The sequence below is a fragment of the Achromobacter sp. ISS7 genome (assembly GCF_056523125.1).
Genome location: NZ_JAWRZD010000001.1, coordinates 5760284 through 5779539, shown reverse-complemented (window position 1 = coordinate 5779539; position 19256 = coordinate 5760284). Strand labels below are relative to the sequence as shown.

Sequence of the window (19256 nt, the reverse complement as noted above, 5' to 3'; positions counted from 1 at the left end):
GCCTATATATATTACATAGGCACCTATTCAATTAAAAGAGGACGTATGACCGCCCCTACCGATTGGCAACCCGATTGGCAACCGCGGCAGATGCCGACCCTGCTCATCAACCACTACGGCCGGCTGTTGACGCGCCAGGCCGATGAGCGCCTCAAGACTATCGGCCTCACCGCTTCGCAACTGCCGGTGCTGGCGGCCCTCAAGGACGGCGGCGCGCTGACGCAACGCGAATTGGCCGAAGCCGCCGGCGTCGAGCAGCCGAGCATGGCGCAACTGCTGGCGCGCATGGAGCGCGATGGCCTGGTGCGGCGCGACCCCTCGCCCACCGATGGCCGCAGTAGCCTCGTGTCATTGACCCCGGCCGCCCAGCGCAAGCTGGAGCCGGGCCGCGCCCTGCTGCGCCAGATCGACGAGGAGGCTTGCGCGATCTTCACGCCGGCCGAGCGCGAGGCGCTGGCCGGCATGCTGCTGCGGTTGCTGGAAACCGCTTACCAGTAGACGTCCTGGTTGTAGTACTTGTGCAGGTCGCGGGCCCAGGTCTCGTCGGCCATGCTCGGCCAGTTGTCCTTGTCGAAGCCCGGCGCGTTCTTCAGCGTTTCCTTGTCGACGTTGAGCACGAAGCACTTGCGGTCGGTATCCAGCGTCAGCGCGTGCCAGGGAATGGCGAACAGCTTTTCGCCCATGCCCAGCACGCCGCCGCGCGCCAGCACCGCGTAGGCCACCCGGCCGCGCGGCACGTCGATCATGATGGCCTTGACGTCGCCCAGGCTCTCACCCGCCGCGTTGTAGACGTCGTTGCCTTCCAGCGTATTGGCGGCCATGACTTCCGGCCCCGGACCGAGCGCGTTGGTTTTCGGACCGCCGACGATATTCGATTGGTGTTCCATGGTGTCGCTCCTGCGCGGTCGCCCGCGGCATGTATTGAATTGAATGGAATGGATGAAAGGCCTGCTCAGCGGCGGCGCGATTCCGCCATCAGGCAGACGGCGGCCAGCGCGCCCACCAGCACGGCGCCGGCGATGGTCTTCCAGGCGTTCTCGTGCACATAGCCGTCGGTGGCGGCCGATACTTCCCTGGCCCGTCGCCACGCGTGCCGGCCCCTGTCGCGGACCTGGACGCGCGCGGCGTCGAGCTGGTGCTTGAGCCGATCGCGCGCCGCCTCGATCTCCGCGCCGCCGTAGCTGGCGGTGCTGCGTAGCAGGTTCTCGGTTCCCGACACCAGTTCACGCAGCGTGTCGCTGCCATTTTGTGTAGCCATGACCTCTCCTTGAAAAAATGACCGCCAGGCGTGGGCCGCTTCGGGCCGCGGCGACGGACGCCAATCCGTTAGCAAGCCGCGTGCCGCGCCCTCAGCCGGCCCACCATTGCTTGAGCGTCGCGCGCAGCGCCGCGGCGCCGGCGCCATCGCTTTCCTTGCGCAGCGCGGCCAGGTAGGCGCGCGCCTGCTTGAGCGACACGTGCGGCGGCAGCGGCGGCATCTCCGGATCGGTCACCACTTCCAGCACCGCCGGGCGTCCGGCGGCCAGGGCCTGGTCCCAGGCCGGGCCGACCTGATCCGGCGCCGTCACGCGAATGCCTTCCAGGCCAAGCAGGCGGCCATAGTCGGCATAGGAGAACTGCGGCAGCCACTGCGAATCCGCGAAGCGCGGATCGCCGCCCATGACACGCTGTTCCCACGTCACCAGGTTGAGATCGCCGTTGTTGAGCACCATCACCACCAGCGTCGGATTGCTCCATTCGCGCCAGCGATGGGCGATGGTGATGAGCTCGTTGATGCCCAGCATCTGCATCGCGCCGTCGCCCACCAGCGCGATCACCGGCCGGCCGGGATAGGCCAGTTTGGCCGCCACGGCGTATGGCACGCCGCAACCCATGCTCGCCAGGCCGCCCGACACCGAGCCCATCATGCCTTCGCGCAGCTGCACGTCGCGCGCGTACCAATTGGCCGCCGAGCCGGAGTCGCAGGTGACGATGCAATCCGTCGGCAGGCGCTCGGACAATTCTACGAAGGGCAGTTGCGGGTTGACGGGGTTGGCCGCGACCGCCGCGCGCGCCTGGACCGTTTCGCGCCAGCGCAGCACGCGCTTTTCGATGTGCCCGCGCCAGTCGCCGGACGCCTTCGGCCGCAGCAGGGGCAGCAGGGCCTCCAGCGTCAGCCGCGCGTCGCCGACCAGGCCGACCTCGGCGGGATAGCGCAGGCTCAGCTGGCGCCCGTCCAGGTCGATCTGCACGCAACGCGCCTGGCCCTCGCGCGGCAGGAATTCCGCGTAGGGAAACGAGGTGCCCACCATCAGCAGGGTGTCGCATTCGTTCATCATTTCCCAGCTGGGCTGGGTGCCGAGCAGGCCGATGGCGCCCGTGACGTATGGCAAGGCATCCGGCAGCACCGCCTTGCCCAGCAGCGCCTTGGCCACGCCCGCGCCCAGGCGCTCGGCCACCGCCCGGACTTCATTGCCCGCCGCCAGCGCGCCGGCGCCCACCAGCATCGCCACCCGCTCGCCGCGATTGAGGATGTCGGCCGCGTTCGCCAGCGCGGCCTCCGCCGGCACCGACGCATGCGAGGTGACGCCGATCCCGGTGTGCACCGTGCCGTGCTCGCGCGGCGGCGCGGGGACGGCCTCGAGATCCTGCACGTCGTTCGGAAAGATCAGGCAGGTGACGCTGCGCCGTTCCATGGCGATGCGCATGGCGCGATCGACCATGTGCCGGGCCTGCAGCGGCGAGGTCACCATGTGCACGAAATCGTGCGCCACATCCTTGAACAGATTGGCCAGGTCCACCTCCTGCTGGTAGTCGCCGCCCAGCGCGCTGCGGGCCTGCTGGCCCACGATCGCCACCACCGGCTGGTGGTCCAGCTTGGCGTCGTACAGGCCGTTGAGCAGGTGGATCGCGCCGGGTCCGGAGGTGGCCATGCAGACGCCGACCTGGCCGGTGAACTTGGCGTGGGCGCACGCCATGAAGGCCGCGCCCTCCTCGTGCCGCGCCTGCACGAATTGCAGCGCCGAATTGCGGCCGAAAGCGCCGATCAGCCCATTGATGCCATCCCCGGGATAGCCATAGATGCGCTGCACGCCCCACTGGCCAAGACGGTCCAGCACGAAGTCGGATACGGTTTGCACGTCGATTCTCCTTGCGGTTGCGGTGATGCAAGCCCCCGACTGCGCAATTGCCGTTCCCCCCGCCGCGCCCCGGCGCGACGGCGCGCGGCGGGCATCCCTTACAAGGACCGGCAATAACGGCACCCGCGACGGGCGGCGCGTTGTCTGGAAGGGCCATATACGCTATAAATGCGATTCATTTTTATTTGCTACCCTGCCGCACGGCCGAAGTCGCCCATGGAATCCTCCCCGCACAAGCACGTCCAGCGGCTCTACGCGGAACACCACGACTGGCTTTTCGGCTGGCTGAACCGGCGTGTCAACAACCGCGCCGACGCCGCCGACCTGGCGCAGGACACCTTCTGCCGCATCCTCACGTCGCCCGCCAGCACGCCGCTGGCCGAGCCGCGCGCCTATCTGCTGACGCTGGCGCGGCGCCTGACCATCGACCTGTGGCGCACGCGCGACGTCGAGGCCCGCTACCTGCAGGCGCTGGCGCAGGAACCCGAACCGGTGGCGGCCTCGCCCGAGACGCTGCTCATGCTGCGGCAGGCGGTGATCGAGATCGACCGGCTGCTCGACGGCTTGCCGGTGCCGGTCAAGCACGCCTTCCTGCTCAACCGCCTGGAAGGCATGACCCATCCGGCCATCGCGCAAGCCCTGGGCCTGTCGCTGGCCACCGTGGAACGGCACGTCAAGCGCGCCTTCCTGCACTGCCTGGCCGCGCGCCGCGACGGGCACGGCGCATGAGCGGCCCCTCCTCCCTCTCCCGCCCCGACCACCAGGCCCTGCTCGAGGGCGCGGTCGACTGGATCGTGCTGCTGGGTTCCGGCCGGGCCACCGAGCAGGACCGGCAGCGCTTCGAGCGCTGGCTGGCCAGCTGTCCGGAAAACGCCCGCGCCTGGGGCGAGGTCAATGGCGTCATGGCCCAGCCGCTGGCGGCGCTGCGCGAGGCGGCGGGCGTCGCGCCCGGCCATGTCCGCGCGGCCCGCAGCGCCCTGCTGCGTAGCGGCGCGGCGAATCGCCGCAAACTGCTCAAGCTGGCCCTGTTGCTGCCGGGCGCGGGCGTCACCGCGCTGGCGGTGGACCGCTACGTGCCGCTGGCCGGCCTGGCCGCCACCTATGCCACGCGCACCGGCGAACGCCGCAGCTACCAGCTCGAGGACGGCACCGTCCTGACGCTGAACGCGCGTTCGGCGGCCGACGTGCGCTACGACAGCGCCGAGCGCCGGGTGCTGCTGCGCCAGGGCGAGCTGTACGCCGAGACGCAGCCGGACAGCCGTCCGTTCATCGTGGGCACGCGCCACGGCCAGGTCAGCACGGACGCCGCGCGGCTGGCGGTGCGCCTGTCCGCCGCCCATGACGCGGTCCAGGCGTTCGACGGCGCGCTGCTGGTGCAACCGGCGCAGGGCCAGGCGCTGGCGCTGCAGGCGCCGCAGGCGGGCGCGTTCGACCGGCGCCGCGCGTGGCTGCGCGATAGCGTCGACCAGGCCGACTGGCGCCGCGGGGTCCTGACGGTGCGCAACGACAGCCTGGGCGAAGTCGTGGAACGGCTGCGCGCCTACCAGCCCGGCGTGATCCGCCTGTCGCCCCAGGCGGCCGCCTTGCGGGTGTTCGGCGTGTTTCCGCTGGACGCCCCCGATGCCGCCCTGCGCGCGCTGGGCGAAACGCTGCCGATCCGGGTACGGCGCTACGGTCCCTGGCTCACGCTGGTGGATGCCGCCTGATTTTTTTCGCGCCCGATGAGGGGATCGCGCGGGGTGGGCCGTCATAGCTCATGACACAACCCGCCATTGACCTCGACGCACGCCCCATGAAGCCCTCTCCCTCGCGCCCCGGCGCCCTCCTGTTCGCTGGCGCCCTGGCCGCCGCCCTGCCGGTTGCCGGCGCGCACGCGCAATCCCCCGCCACGCAGGCCGCCACGGTCTACGACCTGCCCGCCGCGCCGCTGGCGGACACCCTCAGCCGCATCTCGCTGCAAAGCGGCCGCACCATTTCAACCCGTGCCGACCTGGTCGCCGGCAAGCAGGCCGCCGCCGTACGCGGCGCCACCAGCCCGGAAGCCGCGGCGCGCCAGGCGCTGGCCGGAACCGGGCTGGAACTGGTGGTGACGCCGGGCGGCGTGCTCACTGTGCGGCCACAGCCCGCGGCCGGCGCCGTGACCTCGCTCGAGCCGGTGCTGGTGACAGGCAGCAACCTGATCGCCCCCAGCGAGGGCAGCGGCTCGTACACGGTGCCCGAGTCCAATTCGGCCACCCGCATGCGCCTGTCGATCCGCGAGACCCCGCAATCGGTCAGCGTCATCACCCGCCAGCAGATGGACGACCAGGGCATCGTCAGCGCCTCCGAAGCCATGCAGCAGACGCCCGGCATCACCGTGGTGCGCGAGAACTCCGAGGGCTATGGCTTCTATTCGCGCGGCTTCCGCCTGGAGAACTACCAGTACGACGGCCTGCCCAGCCTGTCCAGCGACGGCGGCAACATCCGCGACAACTACAGCATCACCAATTCGATCATCTACGACCGCATCGAGGTGCTCAAGGGCGCCACCGGCCTGGTCAACGGCGCCGGCTATCCCTCCGGCGTGATCAACTTCATCCGCAAGCGCCCCACCCGCGAATTCCAGGGCAGCCTGAGCGCGGGCGCGGGTTCCTGGGACCAGTACCGCAGCGAACTCGACCTGAGCGGCCCGCTGGCCGCCAACGGCAAGGTGCGCGGCCGCGTGGTCGGCGCCGCCAGCACCCAGGGCAGCTACATGGACTACGCCAAGGGCAAGCAGGATGTGCTGTACGGCATCGTCGAAGCCGACCTCGCCCCGCGCACCACCGCCACCTTCGGCGTCGACTACCAGCGCGACCGCAACAAGGCCACCTCCAACACCCACCTGCCCGCCTTCTACACCGATGGCACGCCGGTGACGTTCTCGCGCTCGACCAACCCGGCCGACAAGTGGGCCTGGCGCAACCAGGACACCACGCGCGTGTTCGCCGACCTGACGCATTCGCTGGACAACGGCTGGCAATTCAAGCTGGCCGCGGCGCACCGCAACTATGCCTCGCGCGAGCTGATCTCGGGCATGAGCAGCGCGCTGGTCGAGACCGGCAGCAACCGCGTCGAGCATGGCTTCTACCAGGGCGGCGCCGCCCGCTTCAACACCGATTCGCGCGAGAACAGCATCGACTTCCAGGCGTCCGGCCCTTACCAGCTGTTCGGCCGCGAACATGACCTGGTGATCGGTTACAACGCTGCCCGCACCCATTCGCAGTCGAACCGCTTCGACGGCGACACCGACATGTGGATCGATGACGCCTTCAACTGGGGCAACAACGCCACCCAGCCCAGCCGCTACGACTGGTGGCTGACCCACAACGTGCTGGTCAACCAGCGGATCTTCTACGGCGCCACGGTGCTGCATCCCACCGACCGGCTGTCGTTCATCCTGGGCGGCCGGCTGACCGAGTATTCGTGGAGCCAGGACGTCGCCTTCGCCAACGGCCGCACCCGGCGCTATGCCGCCGAGGTCGACCACAAGCTGATTCCGTACGCCGGCGTCACCTACGACCTGGACTCGGTGCATACCGTCTACGCCAGCTACACCGACGTGTTCAAGCCGCAGGCCTACAACTTCGACGCCAACAACCGCCAGCTGGATCCGCTGACCGGCAAGAGCTACGAGATCGGCGCCAAGGGCGAATACCTGGGCGGCCGGCTCAATGCCAGCATCGCGCTGTTCCAGATCAAGCAGGACAACGTCGCCGAGCTCGATCCCAGCGGCGGCGTGCTGCCCGACGGCGGCACGCCCTACCGCGCGGCACAGGGCGTGACCACGCGCGGTTTCGAAATGGAGATCTCGGGTGAAGTGACGCCCGGCTGGCAACTGCACGCGGGCTACACCTACAGCCGTTCGCGCGACCGCGACGGCATTCGCGTCAGCTCGACCCAGCCGCAGCAATTGTTCAAGCTGGCCACCACCTATCGCCTGCCCGGCGACTGGCACCGCCTGACGGTCGGCGGCAACGTGTATTGGCAGAGCGGCGCCTACTTCCTGCAGGAGATCGACGGCGCCAACCGCCGCTTCAGCCAGGATGGCTATGCCGTGCTGGGCCTGATGGCCGCCTACGATTTCAGCAAGGCCCTGCGCCTGACCGTGAACCTGAACAACGTGCTGGACAAGACCTACTACTCCGGCATGGGCAACTACAACTCGGTCTTCTATGGCGCGCCGCGCAACGTGCTGGCGCAGATGCGCTACACGTTCTAGGCCGGTCCGGCGCGACCAGGCGGTCGACCCCGCCCGCCTCGCCGTATGCCTCGCCGCGGGCGCGCCGTTCAGCCGCGCACCGCCGCCTCGATGCCGGCGACGTCGATCTTACCCATCTGCATCATGGCCTCGAAGGCGCGCCTGGCGGCGGCGCGGTCCGGCGACACCAGCGCTTCGGTCAGCACCCGCGGCGTGATCTGCCAGGACAGGCCCCAGCGGTCCTGGCACCAGCCGCACACGTTCTCCTGGCCGCCATTGCCGACGATCGCGTTCCACAGGCGGTCGGTCTCGGCCTGGTCGTCGGTCGCGACCTGGAATGAAAAAGCCTGGTTGTGCAGGATGCCGGGCCCGCCGTTCAGGCCAAGACAGGGAATGCCGGCCACGGTGAACTCCACCGTCAGGACATCGCCCTCGTGCCCCGACGGATAGTCGGCGGGCGCATGCATCACGCGGCCCACGGCGCTGTCGGGAAAGGTCTGCGCGTAGAACCGCGCCGCGTCCAGCGCGTCACGGTCATACCAGAGGCAAATCGTATTCTTGCTGATCATCATCGGTCTCCTGCGATGAGAAACGACACGCGAACGGAAAAATGCCACCCGATCGAGCATAACGCCGGCCCCGGTGCGCAGACGTTACGAAGCGTTGGCGAATATCCCGCGCCCCGCGGCGGCGATCCGCCCCCCCGGGGTGACAGACCGCCACGGCTCTGCGCATAATCCTGGGCATCCCGTCCTCCCGCAGGAGTCCACCGGCATGACCTCCCCCTCGCTGGCGTTGCCGCGTCTCGCCACCCATCGCCTGCGCCATGCGCTCTGCTGCGTCGCGGCGCTGCTGTGGCTGGCCTGCGCGCCCGCCGCCCAGGCCTTCGATCGCCAGGCCCAGACGCAGCGCTACCAACAATGGCTCGGCGACTTCGAGCGCGACCTGCGCCGGCTGGCCGCCATGCCCAACCCCACCGACGCCGACGTCGAGCGCCTCTTCGCCGATACCGTGGTGCCGTCCTCGCGCGCGGTGGCCTTCGTGCGCCAGCTGGCGGCGCAACCGGCCGGCGCCGTGTCGGGCGAAATCGTGTTCCAGGGGCCGACGCGCCTGCTGCTCGGCCTCCTGCGGCAATCGGTGGTGGCGGGCGACGGCGGCCCCTACACCGACACGCCGCCGGGCAAGGCGCCGCTGCAACTGCGCGCGTGGTACCTGCACATCGACGGCGGCGGCCAGCTGGAACGCTATTTCAACAACCCGGATGCCGCCAAACCCTATCGCCTGCCCCCCGACGGCACGCTCGAGCGCGGCGTCTATCCGTTCCTGGTGTTCGACGATGGCCCGCGCCTGCGGCTCGGCGCCATGACGCGGGAATACTGGAACGTGGTGCGCTTCGTGGACGACCAGCAACATGGCTGACGCAACGATGCCCCGACGCTGGCCGCGCAACCTCGGCGCCCTGCTGCTGGCCGCCACCCCCGCCCTGGGCTGGGCCGCCTGCGCGCCCATCGACACGCCTTTCGGCGCCGAGCCGGCGGGCGTCGCGCTGCGCCCCCAGCCGCTGGCGCTGTCGCTGGACGGTCCGCGCGTATTGCTGGGCCTGCATGGCGAACGCGTGCAGGCCGACACCCGGCTGATCGCGGTGGCCGAGGATGGCGACCTCACGCCGCGCATCTGGACCGAGGCGGTGGACTGGAGCGTCTACGCCAGCCCCGCCGGCGCCCCCGGCATGACCGTGTTGCAGCGGGACGCCGACGGCCGGCTGTGCCGCATCGACCGCTACCGGCAGGTGCGTGGACGCCCGGTCGAGGATGGCGGCTACCGGCTCGCCTACGATGCCGGGAACCGGTTGGCGGCCTATGCCGAATTCACGTCGGCGCGCTCCGGCAAGAGCGCGCTGCAGCAGGCTTGCGTCACCCGCGACGCCCAGGGCCGCGTCACGGCCGTGTTCCAGGACGGCTGCGGCGGCACGCCGTCGCGGCCGGTGTACTACGTGCGCGACGACGCCGGCACCCTGCTGCGCGCCATCGACCAGCGCGCCGGCCCGCTGGGCACGGTGGTGCGCAGCCTGAACTCCGATGGCAGCACGCGCGCGGTCTACCGCTCGCGTCCCGACCCCGACCGGGACGGCGCGCTGATCGCCTATGCGCTGCCGCCCGACCCGCAAGACCGGATCCTGCCGGTGGCGCCCGGCGCGTCGCCGGTCGTCATCACCGAGATTCCCGACGAACCGTGGCGCGTGGTGCGGGTGCCCGCCGACACGGTCGAGGGCGATGCCCTGCCTTCGTGGGACCCGCAGGTGCAGACGGTGCTGCTGAAAGGCAAGAGCAATGCCCAGGGCCGCGTGGTGCTGGATGCGGCGCAGATCGCCCCGTTCCACCAGGCCTTGCGCGAGACGCCGGGGCGGGTGTTCCTGTACGTGCATGACATGACCCGCTTCCTGCCCGTGACGGCGCTGGACGCGCAGGCCTGGAACCGCTGCGTCGACCCGGCCCGGCGCGACGCCAAGGCCTGCGAGTGAGCCCGCGGCCCGCCCCTCACGGGCAGGCCTGCGTCTCCACCGTCAGATGCGACAGGCCGGCAATATGCGCCAGCTTGGCCTTGTAGAACGCGCTGTCGCGCGGATGGCGCGTGACCAGCGAGACGATCGCGGCGTAGTGGCCCGGGCCGACCTGCCACACATGCAGGTCGGCGATCTCGCCGTCGCCGGCATCCAGGGCCTGTTCGATGTCGCGCCGCATCCTGCCGCTCTGGGGCGTGGCGTCGAGCAGCACGGTGCCGGCATCGCGGATCAGGCCCCAGGACCAGCGCGCGATGACCAGCGCGCCGACCACCCCCATCGCCGGGTCCGCCCATAGCCAGCCGTAGCTGCGGCCCGCCAGCAGCGCCGCGATGGCGAGCACCGAGGTCAAGGCATCGGCCAGCACGTGGACGTAGGCCGAGCGCAGGTTGTTGTCATGGGTCCGCCGCGGCCGCCCGTGGGCCGCGCCGTGCTCGTGGGCATGGTCGTGCCCATGGTCGTGTTCGTGGTTGTGGCCGTGTTCGTGATGGTCGTGCCGCGCCGACTCCGGGGCGTGGCCGCCGTGTCCGTGCGCGTGGCCATGGTCGTCCCGCAGCAGCCAGGCCGACACCAGGTTGACCAACAGCCCCGCCGCGGCGATGGCGATGGCCTCGTCGAAGCGGATCGGCACCGGATCGACCAGCCGCGCCAGGCTGTCCCAGCCGATGAGCATGGCAATCAGGGCCAACACGATGGCGCTGGCGAACCCGGCCAGTTCGCCCAGCTTGCCGGTGCCGAAGGTGAAGCGCGGATTGCGGGCCTGGCGGCGCGCATAGCCATAGGCCAGCGCGGTGATCAACATGGCGCCGGCGTGCGTGGACATGTGCCAGCCATCGGCCACCAGCGCCATCGACCCGTAGAGATTGCCGGCGATGATCTCGACGACCATCATGCCCGCCGTCAGGGCGATGACCCACCACACCCGGCGTTCGTTGCGCCGGTGGTCCTGGCCGAGAAAGACATGGTCATGGGTCAAGGGGGTAGTCATGGCATTGCTCCTGCTCGCGGGCCGTCAACCGGCGGCCCCATGCCGGCGGGCCGCTATTTCATGTAGGCCCGGATCACGTCCATCATTTCGCGCGCCGCCTCGACCCGCTCGGCCTCGGACGGCGCGTGCACGACGTGCTCGTCCAGATGGCCCTGCATGACTTCCGCCGTCAGGCCGCTGAGCGCGCCGCGGGCCGAGGCCAGCTGGCGCAGCACTTCGCCACAGGCCGCCTCGCCCTCGAGCGCGCGTTCCAGGCCATCGAGCTGGCCGCGGATACGGCGCACGCGGGCGATGAGCTTTTCTTTCTGGCGGATGGTGTGGGCCATGGTCGATGCATCGAAAATATAGTGTAGGGGACTATATTATATGAACCGTGCCCCAAGGCCTGATGCCCCTGGCGTCATCCCGGAAATCGGACGCCGGGGCGGTCAGCTGCCGCGGCGCAAGGCCGAGGGGTTGACGCCGAACTGCTTGCGGAACGCCGCCGAGAAATGGCTGGGATTGCTGTAGCCGAGGTCGGTCGCCACGTGCGCCACCGACAAGCGGCCGCGCAGCAATTGGGTCCGCGCCTGCTGCATGCGTTCGTGCTGGAAGCAGTCGTAGATGCTGCGGCCATAGTGACGGCGGAACGCCCGCGCCAGGGTCGGCACGCTGACGTCCGCCTCGCGCGCCAGCGCCTCCAGGCTGGGCGCGCGGCTCAGGTCGGCCAGCAGATGCTCGTGCACCCGCGCCATGCGGCGCTGCATGGCCACCGGCAGGCCGGCCAGGGGCCGGCCGCAGGATTCCAGGAACAGGCCCACCAGCAACAGCGACTGGGCCTGCATCCACAGCCCATGGCGGCTGGCCGCGCCCTCGCCGGCCAGGCCCTGCGCCAGCTGGTGCGCGGTGCCGCGCAGCTCGGCGCCGCCATGGCCATGCAGGAAGCAGGCCGCCGACGCCAGGCCGCTGGCCAGGTCGCCTTCCAGGTCGTGGCTCCAGTGCCGCAGCACGTCGGGCCTGACCATCACGGTGACGTTGTCCAGGCAGCCTTCCTGGCAGTAGTGGCCGCGCCGCCCCGGGCCGTAGCTGATGGTGCCGGTGCCCTCGCGCACCGCGAACTCGCGGCCGCCTTCCCAGCCATCGAAATGGCAGGCGGCGCGCCCGTCCATGCGGCTGTTGAAACTGAAATGGACGTAGTCGCTGTCGTCCTGCAGGGGAATGTCCATGGCCTCGCGAAAGGCGCTGCGCCAGTAGACCAGCTCGGCGCCATCCTGCAGCGGCATGCGGGTGATGCGGCAGACGTTGCCGGGCCCCAGGCGCAGCACCGAGGTATCCATCACGACACGGGAAAGCGGAATCAGGCCGGAACTCATGGGACGCGCACCAGGCAGAGTTGATCCGATTCGGGCGGGAATGATCGGATCCGGGTAGCAATACAAATGTAAATCATTATCATCCATTCGTATCAAGCCCGCAATCGCGGTCCGGCCAACCGCGATTGTTCCAACTCCCCACTTCCAGAAGGCCCCCATGCGACTCCCCTCCCTGCCAGCGCTGTCCCTGTCCACGCTGGCAATGTCCATCGCCCTGCCCGCCCAGGCGCAATCCGCCACCGAAGCCGCCACCCTGCCCGCCGTCACCGTGCATGCGCGCGGCGCCGACGAAAACGCCAAGGACCTGCCGTACACGGTCGAGGTCATCGACGGCATCACGCTGGAACAGCGCCGCCTGCTCAATGTCGAGCAGGTGCTGCGCGCCACGCCCGGCGTCAACGTCAATTCGTCGGGCGGCGCCAACGTGTCCACCATCTACATCCGCGGCGTCGGCGCGCTGTACCCCATGAGCATGGATGACAGCTCGGTGGCGCTGAACGTCGACGGCAGCCCGCTGTCGACCCGCCACATCTCCATCGGCACGCTCGACGTCGACCAGATCGAGGTGCTCAAGGGCCCGCAGGGCACGCTGTTCGGCGGCATGGGCGAGGCCGGCGCGGTCAACCTGACCACGCGCCGCCCGACCCGCGAATGGGAAGGCTATGCCCGCGCCGAATACGGCCAGGACCGCCAGTTCCTGACCGAGGCGGCGGTCGGCGGCCCGCTCACCGACAAGCTGGCCGGCCGCTTCGCCATCCGCGCCGGCGGCTCGGACCACTGGATCGAGAACGCCCGCACCGACCAGCCGCTGTCCAAGCCGCGCGACCTGGCGTTCCGCGGCAGCCTGCTGTGGGACCTGACCGCGCGCACCAGCGCGCTGGTGTCGGCCGAACGCCACCAGATCCGCCACCTGGGCGAACAGCTGGTGCTGATGCCCTACGGCCGGCCGCCCACCGTCGACATGGATCCGTCGCTGCTGGACGACGCCAAGAAGACCGTCGAGCGCTACACCTTGCAGCTGGACCACCGCTTCGACCGCGCCCGCCTCACCGCCACCTCCGCCTACACCGACAGCTACAACATCGGCCCGGTGGTCTACGACCGGCGCCTGCAGAACGCCATGGGCCGCGGCGACAGCGAGTTCTGGAACGTCGACGAGGCGCGCGAGCGCCTGTTCACGCAGGACGTGCGGCTGGCCTCGCTGCCCGAGAGCCAGGTGTTCTGGGTCACGGGCCTGTCGTACTCGCAGGCCAAGCGCTCGTATGACACGCCGCGCAACACCTACGGCAACGCCAGCGCCAAGTACCGCGACTTCGATACCGACCGCTACGGCATCTACGGCGAAATGACGGTGCCGCTGGCCAGCGACTGGAAACTCACCACCGGCCTGCGGCAGTCATGGGTGCGCAAGACCTACGACGGCAAGTACCACGGCGGCGGCATGGTCACCACCGACCACCGCAAGCTCGACGACACTTTCACCACCGGCCGCGTGGCGCTGGCCTACGCGCTCACGCCCACCACCACGCTGTACGGCAGCTACGGCCGCGGCTACAACCCCGGCGGCTTCAACGACTACGCGGCGCAGCCGCTGGACAGCGAGCCGTACAAGGCGGCCAAGACCGACTCCTATGAACTCGGCTTCAAGTACCTGAGCGCCGACGGGCGCTACGGCCTGAACGGCGCCGTGTACCTGAACCAGGTGCGCAACAACCACCTGCTGTCGTACGACTCGGCCACGTTCGCCGTCAACGCGCTCAACGCCGACACCCGCAGCAAGGGCGCCGAACTGCAGGGCACGGTGCAGCTGGACAACGGCCTGGGCTTCACCGCCGGCCTGAGCTACATCGACGCCAAGATCACCACCGCCGTCAACGGCATCGGCGACGGCGACGTCAAGGCCGGCAACCGCGTGCCCGACGTCTCGCGCTGGGGCGGCACGCTGGGCGTGACCTACCGCCACGCCCTGCCGGCGATGCTGGCGATGTCGGCGCCCGTCTTCAACGCCCGGGTCGACTACCAATACGTCGGCAAGCGCGCCGCCGACCCGCAGAACCATTTCGACCTGGACAGCTACCACCTGCTGAACGCGCGCCTGGGCGTGGCCAACGGCCGCGCCGAGTACTACGTGTGGGGCAGCAACCTGCTGAACCAGCAATACGACCTGTACGGCTACTTCGCGCCGCCGTCGGTGTCCTATGGCGCGCCGGCCCGCGGCCGCACGCTCGGGGTCGGCGTTTCCTATACCTATTGATCCGGAAGTTTCCATGCCATCGCGTCGCGCCTGGGCCTTGCTGGCCAGTCTCTACAGCACCCAGTTCCTGGGACTGATGTTCTTCGTCATCGCCATGGTGGCCATCCTGCGCGAGGGTGGCGCCAGCCTGGACACCATCGGGCTGGTCTACCTGATGGGCATGGCGTGGCCGCTCAAGGCGCTGTACGCGCCCTGGATCGACCGCCACGCCACCGGCCTGCGCGGCCATTACCGCGGCTGGCTGCTGGTGGCCCAGGGAGGGCTGGTGCTGTGCCTGGCCCTGATCGGCATGCTCGACCTGCGCCAGGACTTCACCCTGGTCTACCTGTTGTGCTGGGCCACCGCCCTCTTTTCGGGCGCGCAGGACGTGGCGCTCGACGGCCTGGCCTGCCGGCTGTTGACCAACCCGGCCGATCGCGGCCTGGGCAATGGCCTGCAGATCGCCGGCGGCCTGATCGGCAACCTGGTCGGCGGCGGCATGATGCTGATGCTGTATCCGCAGCTGGGCTGGCGCGGCTGCTGCCTGGTGCTGGCGGCGCTCACGGCGGTGTCGTGGGTGCAGTTGCTGGGCTACCGCGAACCGCAATGGGCGCGCAGCGCCGGCGCCGCCAGCCATGCGCGCCTGCTGGCCTTCTGGCGCGGCCCGCAGCGCAAGCGCTGGTTGCTGTTGCTGGTGCTCTACCCGGCCTCCGCGTCGCTGGGCTATGCGGTCATCATGCCCTCGCTGATCGATACCGGGTGGTCGCTCGCCGACATCGGCCTGGTGCTCAACGTGGTCGGCGCCATCGCCGGCCTGCTCGTCGCATTGGCCTACGGCCGCCTGCTGAAACGCTGGTCGCGGCGCGGCGCCACGCTGTCGGCGGCGCTGCTGCAGGTCGTGGGCATCGCCGTCCTGGCGCTGCCGGCCATGGCCTGGGGGTCGCACGCCAGCGCGGGCGTGGCCGTGGTGCTGTATTACATGCTGTATACCCCGGCCGCGACGGTACTGTGCACGCTGATCATGGATCAGTCGTCGCCGCAAAGCCCGGCCACCGACTACACCCTGCAGATGAGCGTGAGCCATTTCTTCTCGATGCTGCTGACCTCGGCCGGCACCCTGCTGGCGGGCCGCATCGGCTACGGCGGCGTGATTGGCGTGGCCGTCGCGCTGGCCGTGCTGGGCCTGCTCGCCGCCGCGCGCTGGGTACCCCGGGAGGCCGCATGAACAGACCCTGGGAAATCATGCGGCCGGTGCGGGGCCAGATCCGCCTGGCCATGGGGCTGGCGGTGGCGGGCGTGCTGAGCAGCCTGGCAAGCCTGGGCTGCCTGGCGCTCGCCATGCGCGACCTGCTGCGGTCATCGGCGGACTATCCCTGGCCGGCGTTCCTGGGCGCGCTGGCCTGCACCCTGCTGGCCTGCTTGCTGCGGTTGCAGGCCTTCAACCAATCGCACTACGCCGCCTTCCGCCTCGAGGTGATCCTGCGCAACGACCTGGTCCGCCACCTGGCGCGGCTGTCGTTCGGCGAGCTGCAGGCGCTGGGCAGCGGGCCGCTGGCCAAGGTGGTACAGAACGACGTCCAGGCGCTGCACGTGTTCGTGGCCGACAGCACGCCGCTGTTCGCCCGCGCCTATGCCATGCCGGTGTTCAGCGCGGTGCTGCTGTTCGCGCTGGACTGGCGCATGGCGCTGGCCGCCGTGGGCGTGCTGGCGGTGGGCGTGGGGGTGCTGTCGCTGGCGATGCGCGGCCGCGAGGTCATGACGCGGCGCTACCACCAGGCGCGCGAACAGGTCAGCGCCGCGGTGATCGAATATGTGCAGGCGATGCCGGTGGTGCGCACCTTCGATACCGGCCAGACCACCTTCGGCCGCTACCACCGCGCCCTGGAGCGCTACCTGGCCATGCTGACCGACTGGTACCGCGGCGCCAGCTTCAGTTCCCGCTTCGCGATTGCCGCGCTGGGGCCGCTGCCGACGCTGGCGGTGCTGCTGTGGCTGGGCGCCTGGTGGACGGCGCAGGGCCAGCTCGACTTTCCCATCTGGCTGGCCGTGCTGCTGTTCGGCATGGGCATGGCCGAAGCCATGTTCCCGATGATGTCGCTGGCCCACATGATCGACCAGGCCAAACTCAGCGTGGCGCGCATCCAGCAGGTGCTGGCGATCGCGCCGCTGCCGCCGGCGCGATCGCCGCAACGGCGGCCGGCCGACGCCAGCGTGCGCTTCGAGGACGTGCGCTTCGGCTATGGCGGCGACCCGGCGCTGGACGGCTTGAGCTTCACCGCGCACGCCGGCCAGTTGACGGCGCTGGTGGGCCGATCCGGCGCCGGCAAGAGCACGGTGGCGCGGCTGATCGCGCGCTTCTGGGACATCGAGGCGGGGCGCCTGCTGGTGGGCGGCGTCGACGTGCGCGACCTGGAACGCGAGACCCTGTTCGAACACGTCGCTTTCGTGTTCCAGGACAACTTCCTGTTTTCCGGCAGCGTGGCCGAGAACATCGCCATGGGCCGTCCCGACGCCAGCCCCGCCGAGATCGAGGCCGCCGCCCGCGCCGCGCAGGCGCATGACTTCATCCTGGCGCTGCCCGACGGCTACGCCACCGCGCTGCGCGAAGGCGGCAAGGACCTGTCCGGCGGCCAACGCCAGCGCCTGACGATCGCGCGCGCCGTGCTGATGAACCGGCCGATCCTGGTGCTGGACGAAGCCACCGCCGCCACCGACCCCGAGAACGAACGCGCGGTGGGCGCGGCGCTGGCCGCCCTGATGCGCGGCAAGACCGTCATCATGGTCGCCCACCGGCTGGCCAGCATCCGCCACGCCGACCAGATCCTGGTGCTGGACCGCGGCCGGCTGGCCGAAAGCGGCACGCACGACACGCTGGTCGCGGCCGGCGGCCTCTATGCCCGATTGTGGGACAACCATCAGCGCGCCCGGCGCTGGACCTTGGGCGAGCAGCCATCATGACGACCCCTCCCGCGCCCTGGCGCGACACCTATCGCCGCCTTCTGCGCAGCGCCGGCAGCCAGGCCGGCCGCCTGCGCGCCAGCCTGTGCCTGCTGCTGCTGGCCGCCGTGTGCCAGGGCCTGTCGCTGGCCTGCATCGTGCCCCTGTTCGTCCACGTGACGAGCGACGCCCCCTGGTCCGCCTCGTGGCACTGGCTGGCGGCCTTCACCCTGCTGGCGGCGGCCGCCATCGCCCTGCGCTGGCGCGCGCAGGGCTTCGACTATCGCGGCCACATGGCGCGCGCCACCCATGAGCTGCGCGTGCTGCTGGGCGAACAGCTGCGGCGCATGCCGCTGGAGGCCTTGCAGGCCCACCGCACCGGCGGCATCGCGGCCAAGCTGCTGGGCGGCGTCGACGAGCAGATGAACTATACGCTGACGGTGATCAACCTGATCCTGGGCGCCGTCGTCACGCCCGCCGCGGCGGCGCTGGCGCTGCTGGCCTGGGACTGGCGGCTGGGCGTGGCGCTGATGCTGGTGTTCCCCGCCATCGTGCCGCTCTACCGCTGGCGCCGGCCGGCGCTGGATCGCGGCCACACGGCCACGGGCCGCGCCAACGAGGCCTTGAATGCCGAACTGCTCGAATACATGCAGGGGCTGCCCGTGTGCCTGGCGACGGGCCGGGCAGGCACCGCCAACGACCGCCTGCGCGCCGGCTTCGAGCACGTGGAGCAGTTGCAGCGCGAACACCACCAGCGCGGCGCCAAGCCGTCACTGATGGTGGCCGCCACCGTCGAAGCCGGCATGCTGGCGATCCTGGGCTGCGGCATGCTGTGGGTCACGCAGGGCAGCCTGGCGCCCGCGGCGCTGGGCGCGGTGCTGGTGCTGGTGGCGCGCTTTGCCGAACCGCTGGCTACCTTCGTGAACTTCACCACGATTCTGTCGCTGATCGAGGCCGCGCTGGCCCGCATCGAGGCCGTGCGCGCGGTGGCGCCGCTGCCGCAATGGCCGACGCAAGGCGATGCGGCGACCCCGGCGGCCATCCGCATCGAGGATCTGGAATTCCGCTACGCCGGCGCCGACGCGCCGGCCCTGCGCGGCGTCGACCTCGACCTGCCGGCGCGCGGCCTGACCGCGCTGGTGGGCCCGTCCGGCTCCGGCAAGACCACGCTGACGCGGCTACTCATGCGGCACGCCGATCCGCAGCGCGGCGCGGTCCGGATCGGCGGCGTGGACATCCGCAGCCTGCCGCCCGCCGACCTGAACCGGCTGATCTCGACCGTATTCCAGGACGTGCACCTGTTCGACGACACCGTGCTCGGCAACATCGGCATGGCACGGCCCGATGCCAGCGAGGCCGAGGTCCAGGCGGCGGCCCGCGCGGCCCATTGCCTGGACTTCATCGAGCGCCTGCCGCTAGGCTGGCAGACCCGCCTGGGCGAGGCCGGCGGCAAGCTGTCGGGCGGGGAACGCCAGCGCCTGTCGATCGCGCGCGCGATCCTGAAGGACGCGCCGATCGTGATCCTGGACGAGCCCACCGCCGCGCTCGACACCGAGAGCGAACTGGCGGTGCAGGCCGCCATCGACACCCTGGTGGCGGACCGCAGCGTCATCGTCATCGCGCATCGGCTGTCGACCATCGTCGCGGCCGATCGCATCCTGGTGTTCGAGGACGGCCGCATCACGCAGCGGGGCACGCACGCGCAATTGCTGGACAGCGAGGGGCGCTATCGCCAGATGTGGCTGGCGCAGCAAGGCTGACGCGAACGCCACTCGCCCCGCGGCGTGGTGCGCACGGCCGCCGGCCCACGACGCACCGACGCGCGCCACATGGCATGCGGCTCACGGC

At 70.2% G+C, this 19256-nt stretch carries 17 protein-coding genes; 10 read left to right on the top strand and 7 right to left on the bottom strand.

The genetic code is table 11. From position 1 onward, the window contains the following. Nucleotides 1-45: 45 nt before the first annotated feature. Nucleotides 46-498 carry a MarR family winged helix-turn-helix transcriptional regulator gene (locus tag AC1HFW_RS26150; RefSeq protein WP_241073066.1) on the top strand — a complete coding sequence of 151 codons (453 nt, stop codon included), beginning with the start codon at nt 46-48 and terminating at the stop codon, nt 496-498. Here AC1HFW_RS26150 and AC1HFW_RS26145 read toward each other — a convergent pair. From AC1HFW_RS26145 to AC1HFW_RS26135, 3 genes are all read right to left on the bottom strand, one after another. Further along, nucleotides 489-887, bottom strand: a complete 399-nt coding sequence (locus tag AC1HFW_RS26145; RefSeq protein WP_006391159.1) for a PRC-barrel domain-containing protein — start codon at nt 885-887, stop codon at nt 489-491. The genes AC1HFW_RS26150 and AC1HFW_RS26145 overlap by 10 nt on opposite strands. Before the next feature lie 65 nt (nt 888-952). Then, the gene (locus tag AC1HFW_RS26140; protein ID WP_006391160.1) at nt 953-1258 is read right to left on the bottom strand and encodes an ElaB/YgaM/YqjD family protein; all 306 of its coding nucleotides are present in this window, start codon (nt 1256-1258) and stop codon (nt 953-955) included. Nucleotides 1259-1349: 91 nt separating this feature from the next. After that, on the bottom strand, nt 1350-3119 hold the full coding sequence (locus tag AC1HFW_RS26135) for a thiamine pyrophosphate-requiring protein (RefSeq protein WP_479285681.1): 1770 nt from the start codon (nt 3117-3119) through the stop codon (nt 1350-1352). 216 nt (nt 3120-3335) lie between these two features. Between AC1HFW_RS26135 and AC1HFW_RS26130 the strand changes: the two genes are divergently transcribed. From AC1HFW_RS26130 to AC1HFW_RS26120, 3 genes are all read left to right on the top strand, one after another. Beyond that, on the top strand, nt 3336-3848 hold the full coding sequence (locus AC1HFW_RS26130; protein WP_061073441.1) for a sigma-70 family RNA polymerase sigma factor: 513 nt from the start codon (nt 3336-3338) through the stop codon (nt 3846-3848). Continuing rightward, entirely contained in the window at nt 3845-4825 is a 981-nt protein-coding gene (locus tag AC1HFW_RS26125) for a FecR domain-containing protein (RefSeq protein ID WP_479285679.1), read from the top strand. Before AC1HFW_RS26130 ends, AC1HFW_RS26125 begins: the two co-directional genes overlap by 4 nt. 86 nt (nt 4826-4911) lie before the next feature. Next, nucleotides 4912-7359, top strand: coding sequence for a TonB-dependent siderophore receptor (locus AC1HFW_RS26120; RefSeq protein WP_479285678.1), 2448 nt, complete (start codon nt 4912-4914; stop codon nt 7357-7359). A gap of 68 nt (nt 7360-7427) precedes the next feature. Here the strand turns inward: AC1HFW_RS26120 and AC1HFW_RS26115 are convergent, their stop codons facing one another. Beyond that, a complete protein-coding gene (locus AC1HFW_RS26115; protein WP_006391168.1) occupies nt 7428-7907 on the bottom strand; it encodes a VOC family protein in 480 nt (159 codons plus the stop codon). A gap of 205 nt (nt 7908-8112) precedes the next feature. Between AC1HFW_RS26115 and AC1HFW_RS26110 the strand changes: the two genes are divergently transcribed. Together AC1HFW_RS26110 and AC1HFW_RS26105 are read left to right on the top strand one after the other, a co-directional pair. After that, nucleotides 8113-8757 carry a hypothetical protein gene (locus tag AC1HFW_RS26110; RefSeq protein WP_241069047.1) on the top strand — a complete coding sequence of 215 codons (645 nt, stop codon included), beginning with the start codon at nt 8113-8115 and terminating at the stop codon, nt 8755-8757. After that, the gene (locus tag AC1HFW_RS26105; RefSeq protein ID WP_479285677.1) at nt 8750-9859 is read left to right on the top strand and encodes a hypothetical protein; all 1110 of its coding nucleotides are present in this window, start codon (nt 8750-8752) and stop codon (nt 9857-9859) included. The genes AC1HFW_RS26110 and AC1HFW_RS26105 overlap by 8 nt, the downstream gene beginning before the upstream one ends. A 16-nt stretch (nt 9860-9875) precedes the next feature. Here AC1HFW_RS26105 and dmeF read toward each other — a convergent pair whose 3' ends face one another. From dmeF to AC1HFW_RS26090, 3 genes are all read right to left on the bottom strand, one after another. Further along, nucleotides 9876-10886, bottom strand: coding sequence for a CDF family Co(II)/Ni(II) efflux transporter DmeF (gene dmeF / locus AC1HFW_RS26100; protein WP_479285675.1), 1011 nt, complete (start codon nt 10884-10886; stop codon nt 9876-9878). Nucleotides 10887-10939: 53 nt separating this feature from the next. After that, on the bottom strand, nt 10940-11212 hold the full coding sequence (locus tag AC1HFW_RS26095; protein WP_006391172.1) for a metal/formaldehyde-sensitive transcriptional repressor: 273 nt from the start codon (nt 11210-11212) through the stop codon (nt 10940-10942). Between the two features lie 102 nt (nt 11213-11314). Further along, the gene (locus tag AC1HFW_RS26090; RefSeq protein WP_241073060.1) at nt 11315-12238 is read right to left on the bottom strand and encodes a helix-turn-helix transcriptional regulator; all 924 of its coding nucleotides are present in this window, start codon (nt 12236-12238) and stop codon (nt 11315-11317) included. Between the two features lie 157 nt (nt 12239-12395). Here AC1HFW_RS26090 and AC1HFW_RS26085 point away from each other — a divergent pair, with 157 nt between their 5' ends. From AC1HFW_RS26085 to AC1HFW_RS26070, 4 genes are read left to right on the top strand one after another with little or no spacing between them, the layout of a single operon-like run. After that, nucleotides 12396-14492, top strand: coding sequence for a TonB-dependent receptor (locus AC1HFW_RS26085; protein ID WP_209440263.1), 2097 nt, complete (start codon nt 12396-12398; stop codon nt 14490-14492). Nucleotides 14493-14505: 13 nt separating this feature from the next. After that, a complete protein-coding gene (locus AC1HFW_RS26080; RefSeq protein WP_479285674.1) occupies nt 14506-15696 on the top strand; it encodes an MFS transporter in 1191 nt (396 codons plus the stop codon). Nucleotides 15697-15713: 17 nt separating this feature from the next. Continuing rightward, on the top strand, nt 15714-17429 hold the full coding sequence (locus tag AC1HFW_RS26075) for an ABC transporter ATP-binding protein (protein ID WP_275887590.1): 1716 nt from the start codon (nt 15714-15716) through the stop codon (nt 17427-17429). After that, entirely contained in the window at nt 17426-19168 is a 1743-nt protein-coding gene (locus AC1HFW_RS26070; protein ID WP_479285672.1) for an ABC transporter ATP-binding protein, read from the top strand. Before AC1HFW_RS26075 ends, AC1HFW_RS26070 begins: the two co-directional genes overlap by 4 nt. The last annotated feature ends 88 nt before the right edge of the window (nt 19169-19256 follow it).

Coding starts and splice junctions, on each gene's coding strand:
- AC1HFW_RS26120 (WP_479285678.1), top strand. CDS start 4,912: ATGAAGCCCTCTCCCTCGCGCCCCGGCGCCCTCCTGTTCGCTGGCGCC.
- AC1HFW_RS26150 (WP_241073066.1), top strand. CDS start 46: ATGACCGCCCCTACCGATTGGCAACCCGATTGGCAACCGCGGCAGATG.
- AC1HFW_RS26090 (WP_241073060.1), bottom strand. CDS start 12,238: ATGAGTTCCGGCCTGATTCCGCTTTCCCGTGTCGTGATGGATACCTCG.
- dmeF (WP_479285675.1), bottom strand. CDS start 10,886: ATGACTACCCCCTTGACCCATGACCATGTCTTTCTCGGCCAGGACCAC.
- AC1HFW_RS26075 (WP_275887590.1), top strand. CDS start 15,714: ATGCGGCCGGTGCGGGGCCAGATCCGCCTGGCCATGGGGCTGGCGGTG.
- AC1HFW_RS26110 (WP_241069047.1), top strand. CDS start 8,113: ATGACCTCCCCCTCGCTGGCGTTGCCGCGTCTCGCCACCCATCGCCTG.
- AC1HFW_RS26085 (WP_209440263.1), top strand. CDS start 12,396: ATGCGACTCCCCTCCCTGCCAGCGCTGTCCCTGTCCACGCTGGCAATG.
- AC1HFW_RS26070 (WP_479285672.1), top strand. CDS start 17,426: ATGACGACCCCTCCCGCGCCCTGGCGCGACACCTATCGCCGCCTTCTG.
- AC1HFW_RS26140 (WP_006391160.1), bottom strand. CDS start 1,258: ATGGCTACACAAAATGGCAGCGACACGCTGCGTGAACTGGTGTCGGGA.
- AC1HFW_RS26115 (WP_006391168.1), bottom strand. CDS start 7,907: ATGATCAGCAAGAATACGATTTGCCTCTGGTATGACCGTGACGCGCTG.
- AC1HFW_RS26105 (WP_479285677.1), top strand. CDS start 8,750: ATGGCTGACGCAACGATGCCCCGACGCTGGCCGCGCAACCTCGGCGCC.
- AC1HFW_RS26130 (WP_061073441.1), top strand. CDS start 3,336: ATGGAATCCTCCCCGCACAAGCACGTCCAGCGGCTCTACGCGGAACAC.
- AC1HFW_RS26095 (WP_006391172.1), bottom strand. CDS start 11,212: ATGGCCCACACCATCCGCCAGAAAGAAAAGCTCATCGCCCGCGTGCGC.
- AC1HFW_RS26080 (WP_479285674.1), top strand. CDS start 14,506: ATGCCATCGCGTCGCGCCTGGGCCTTGCTGGCCAGTCTCTACAGCACC.
- AC1HFW_RS26125 (WP_479285679.1), top strand. CDS start 3,845: ATGAGCGGCCCCTCCTCCCTCTCCCGCCCCGACCACCAGGCCCTGCTC.
- AC1HFW_RS26145 (WP_006391159.1), bottom strand. CDS start 887: ATGGAACACCAATCGAATATCGTCGGCGGTCCGAAAACCAACGCGCTC.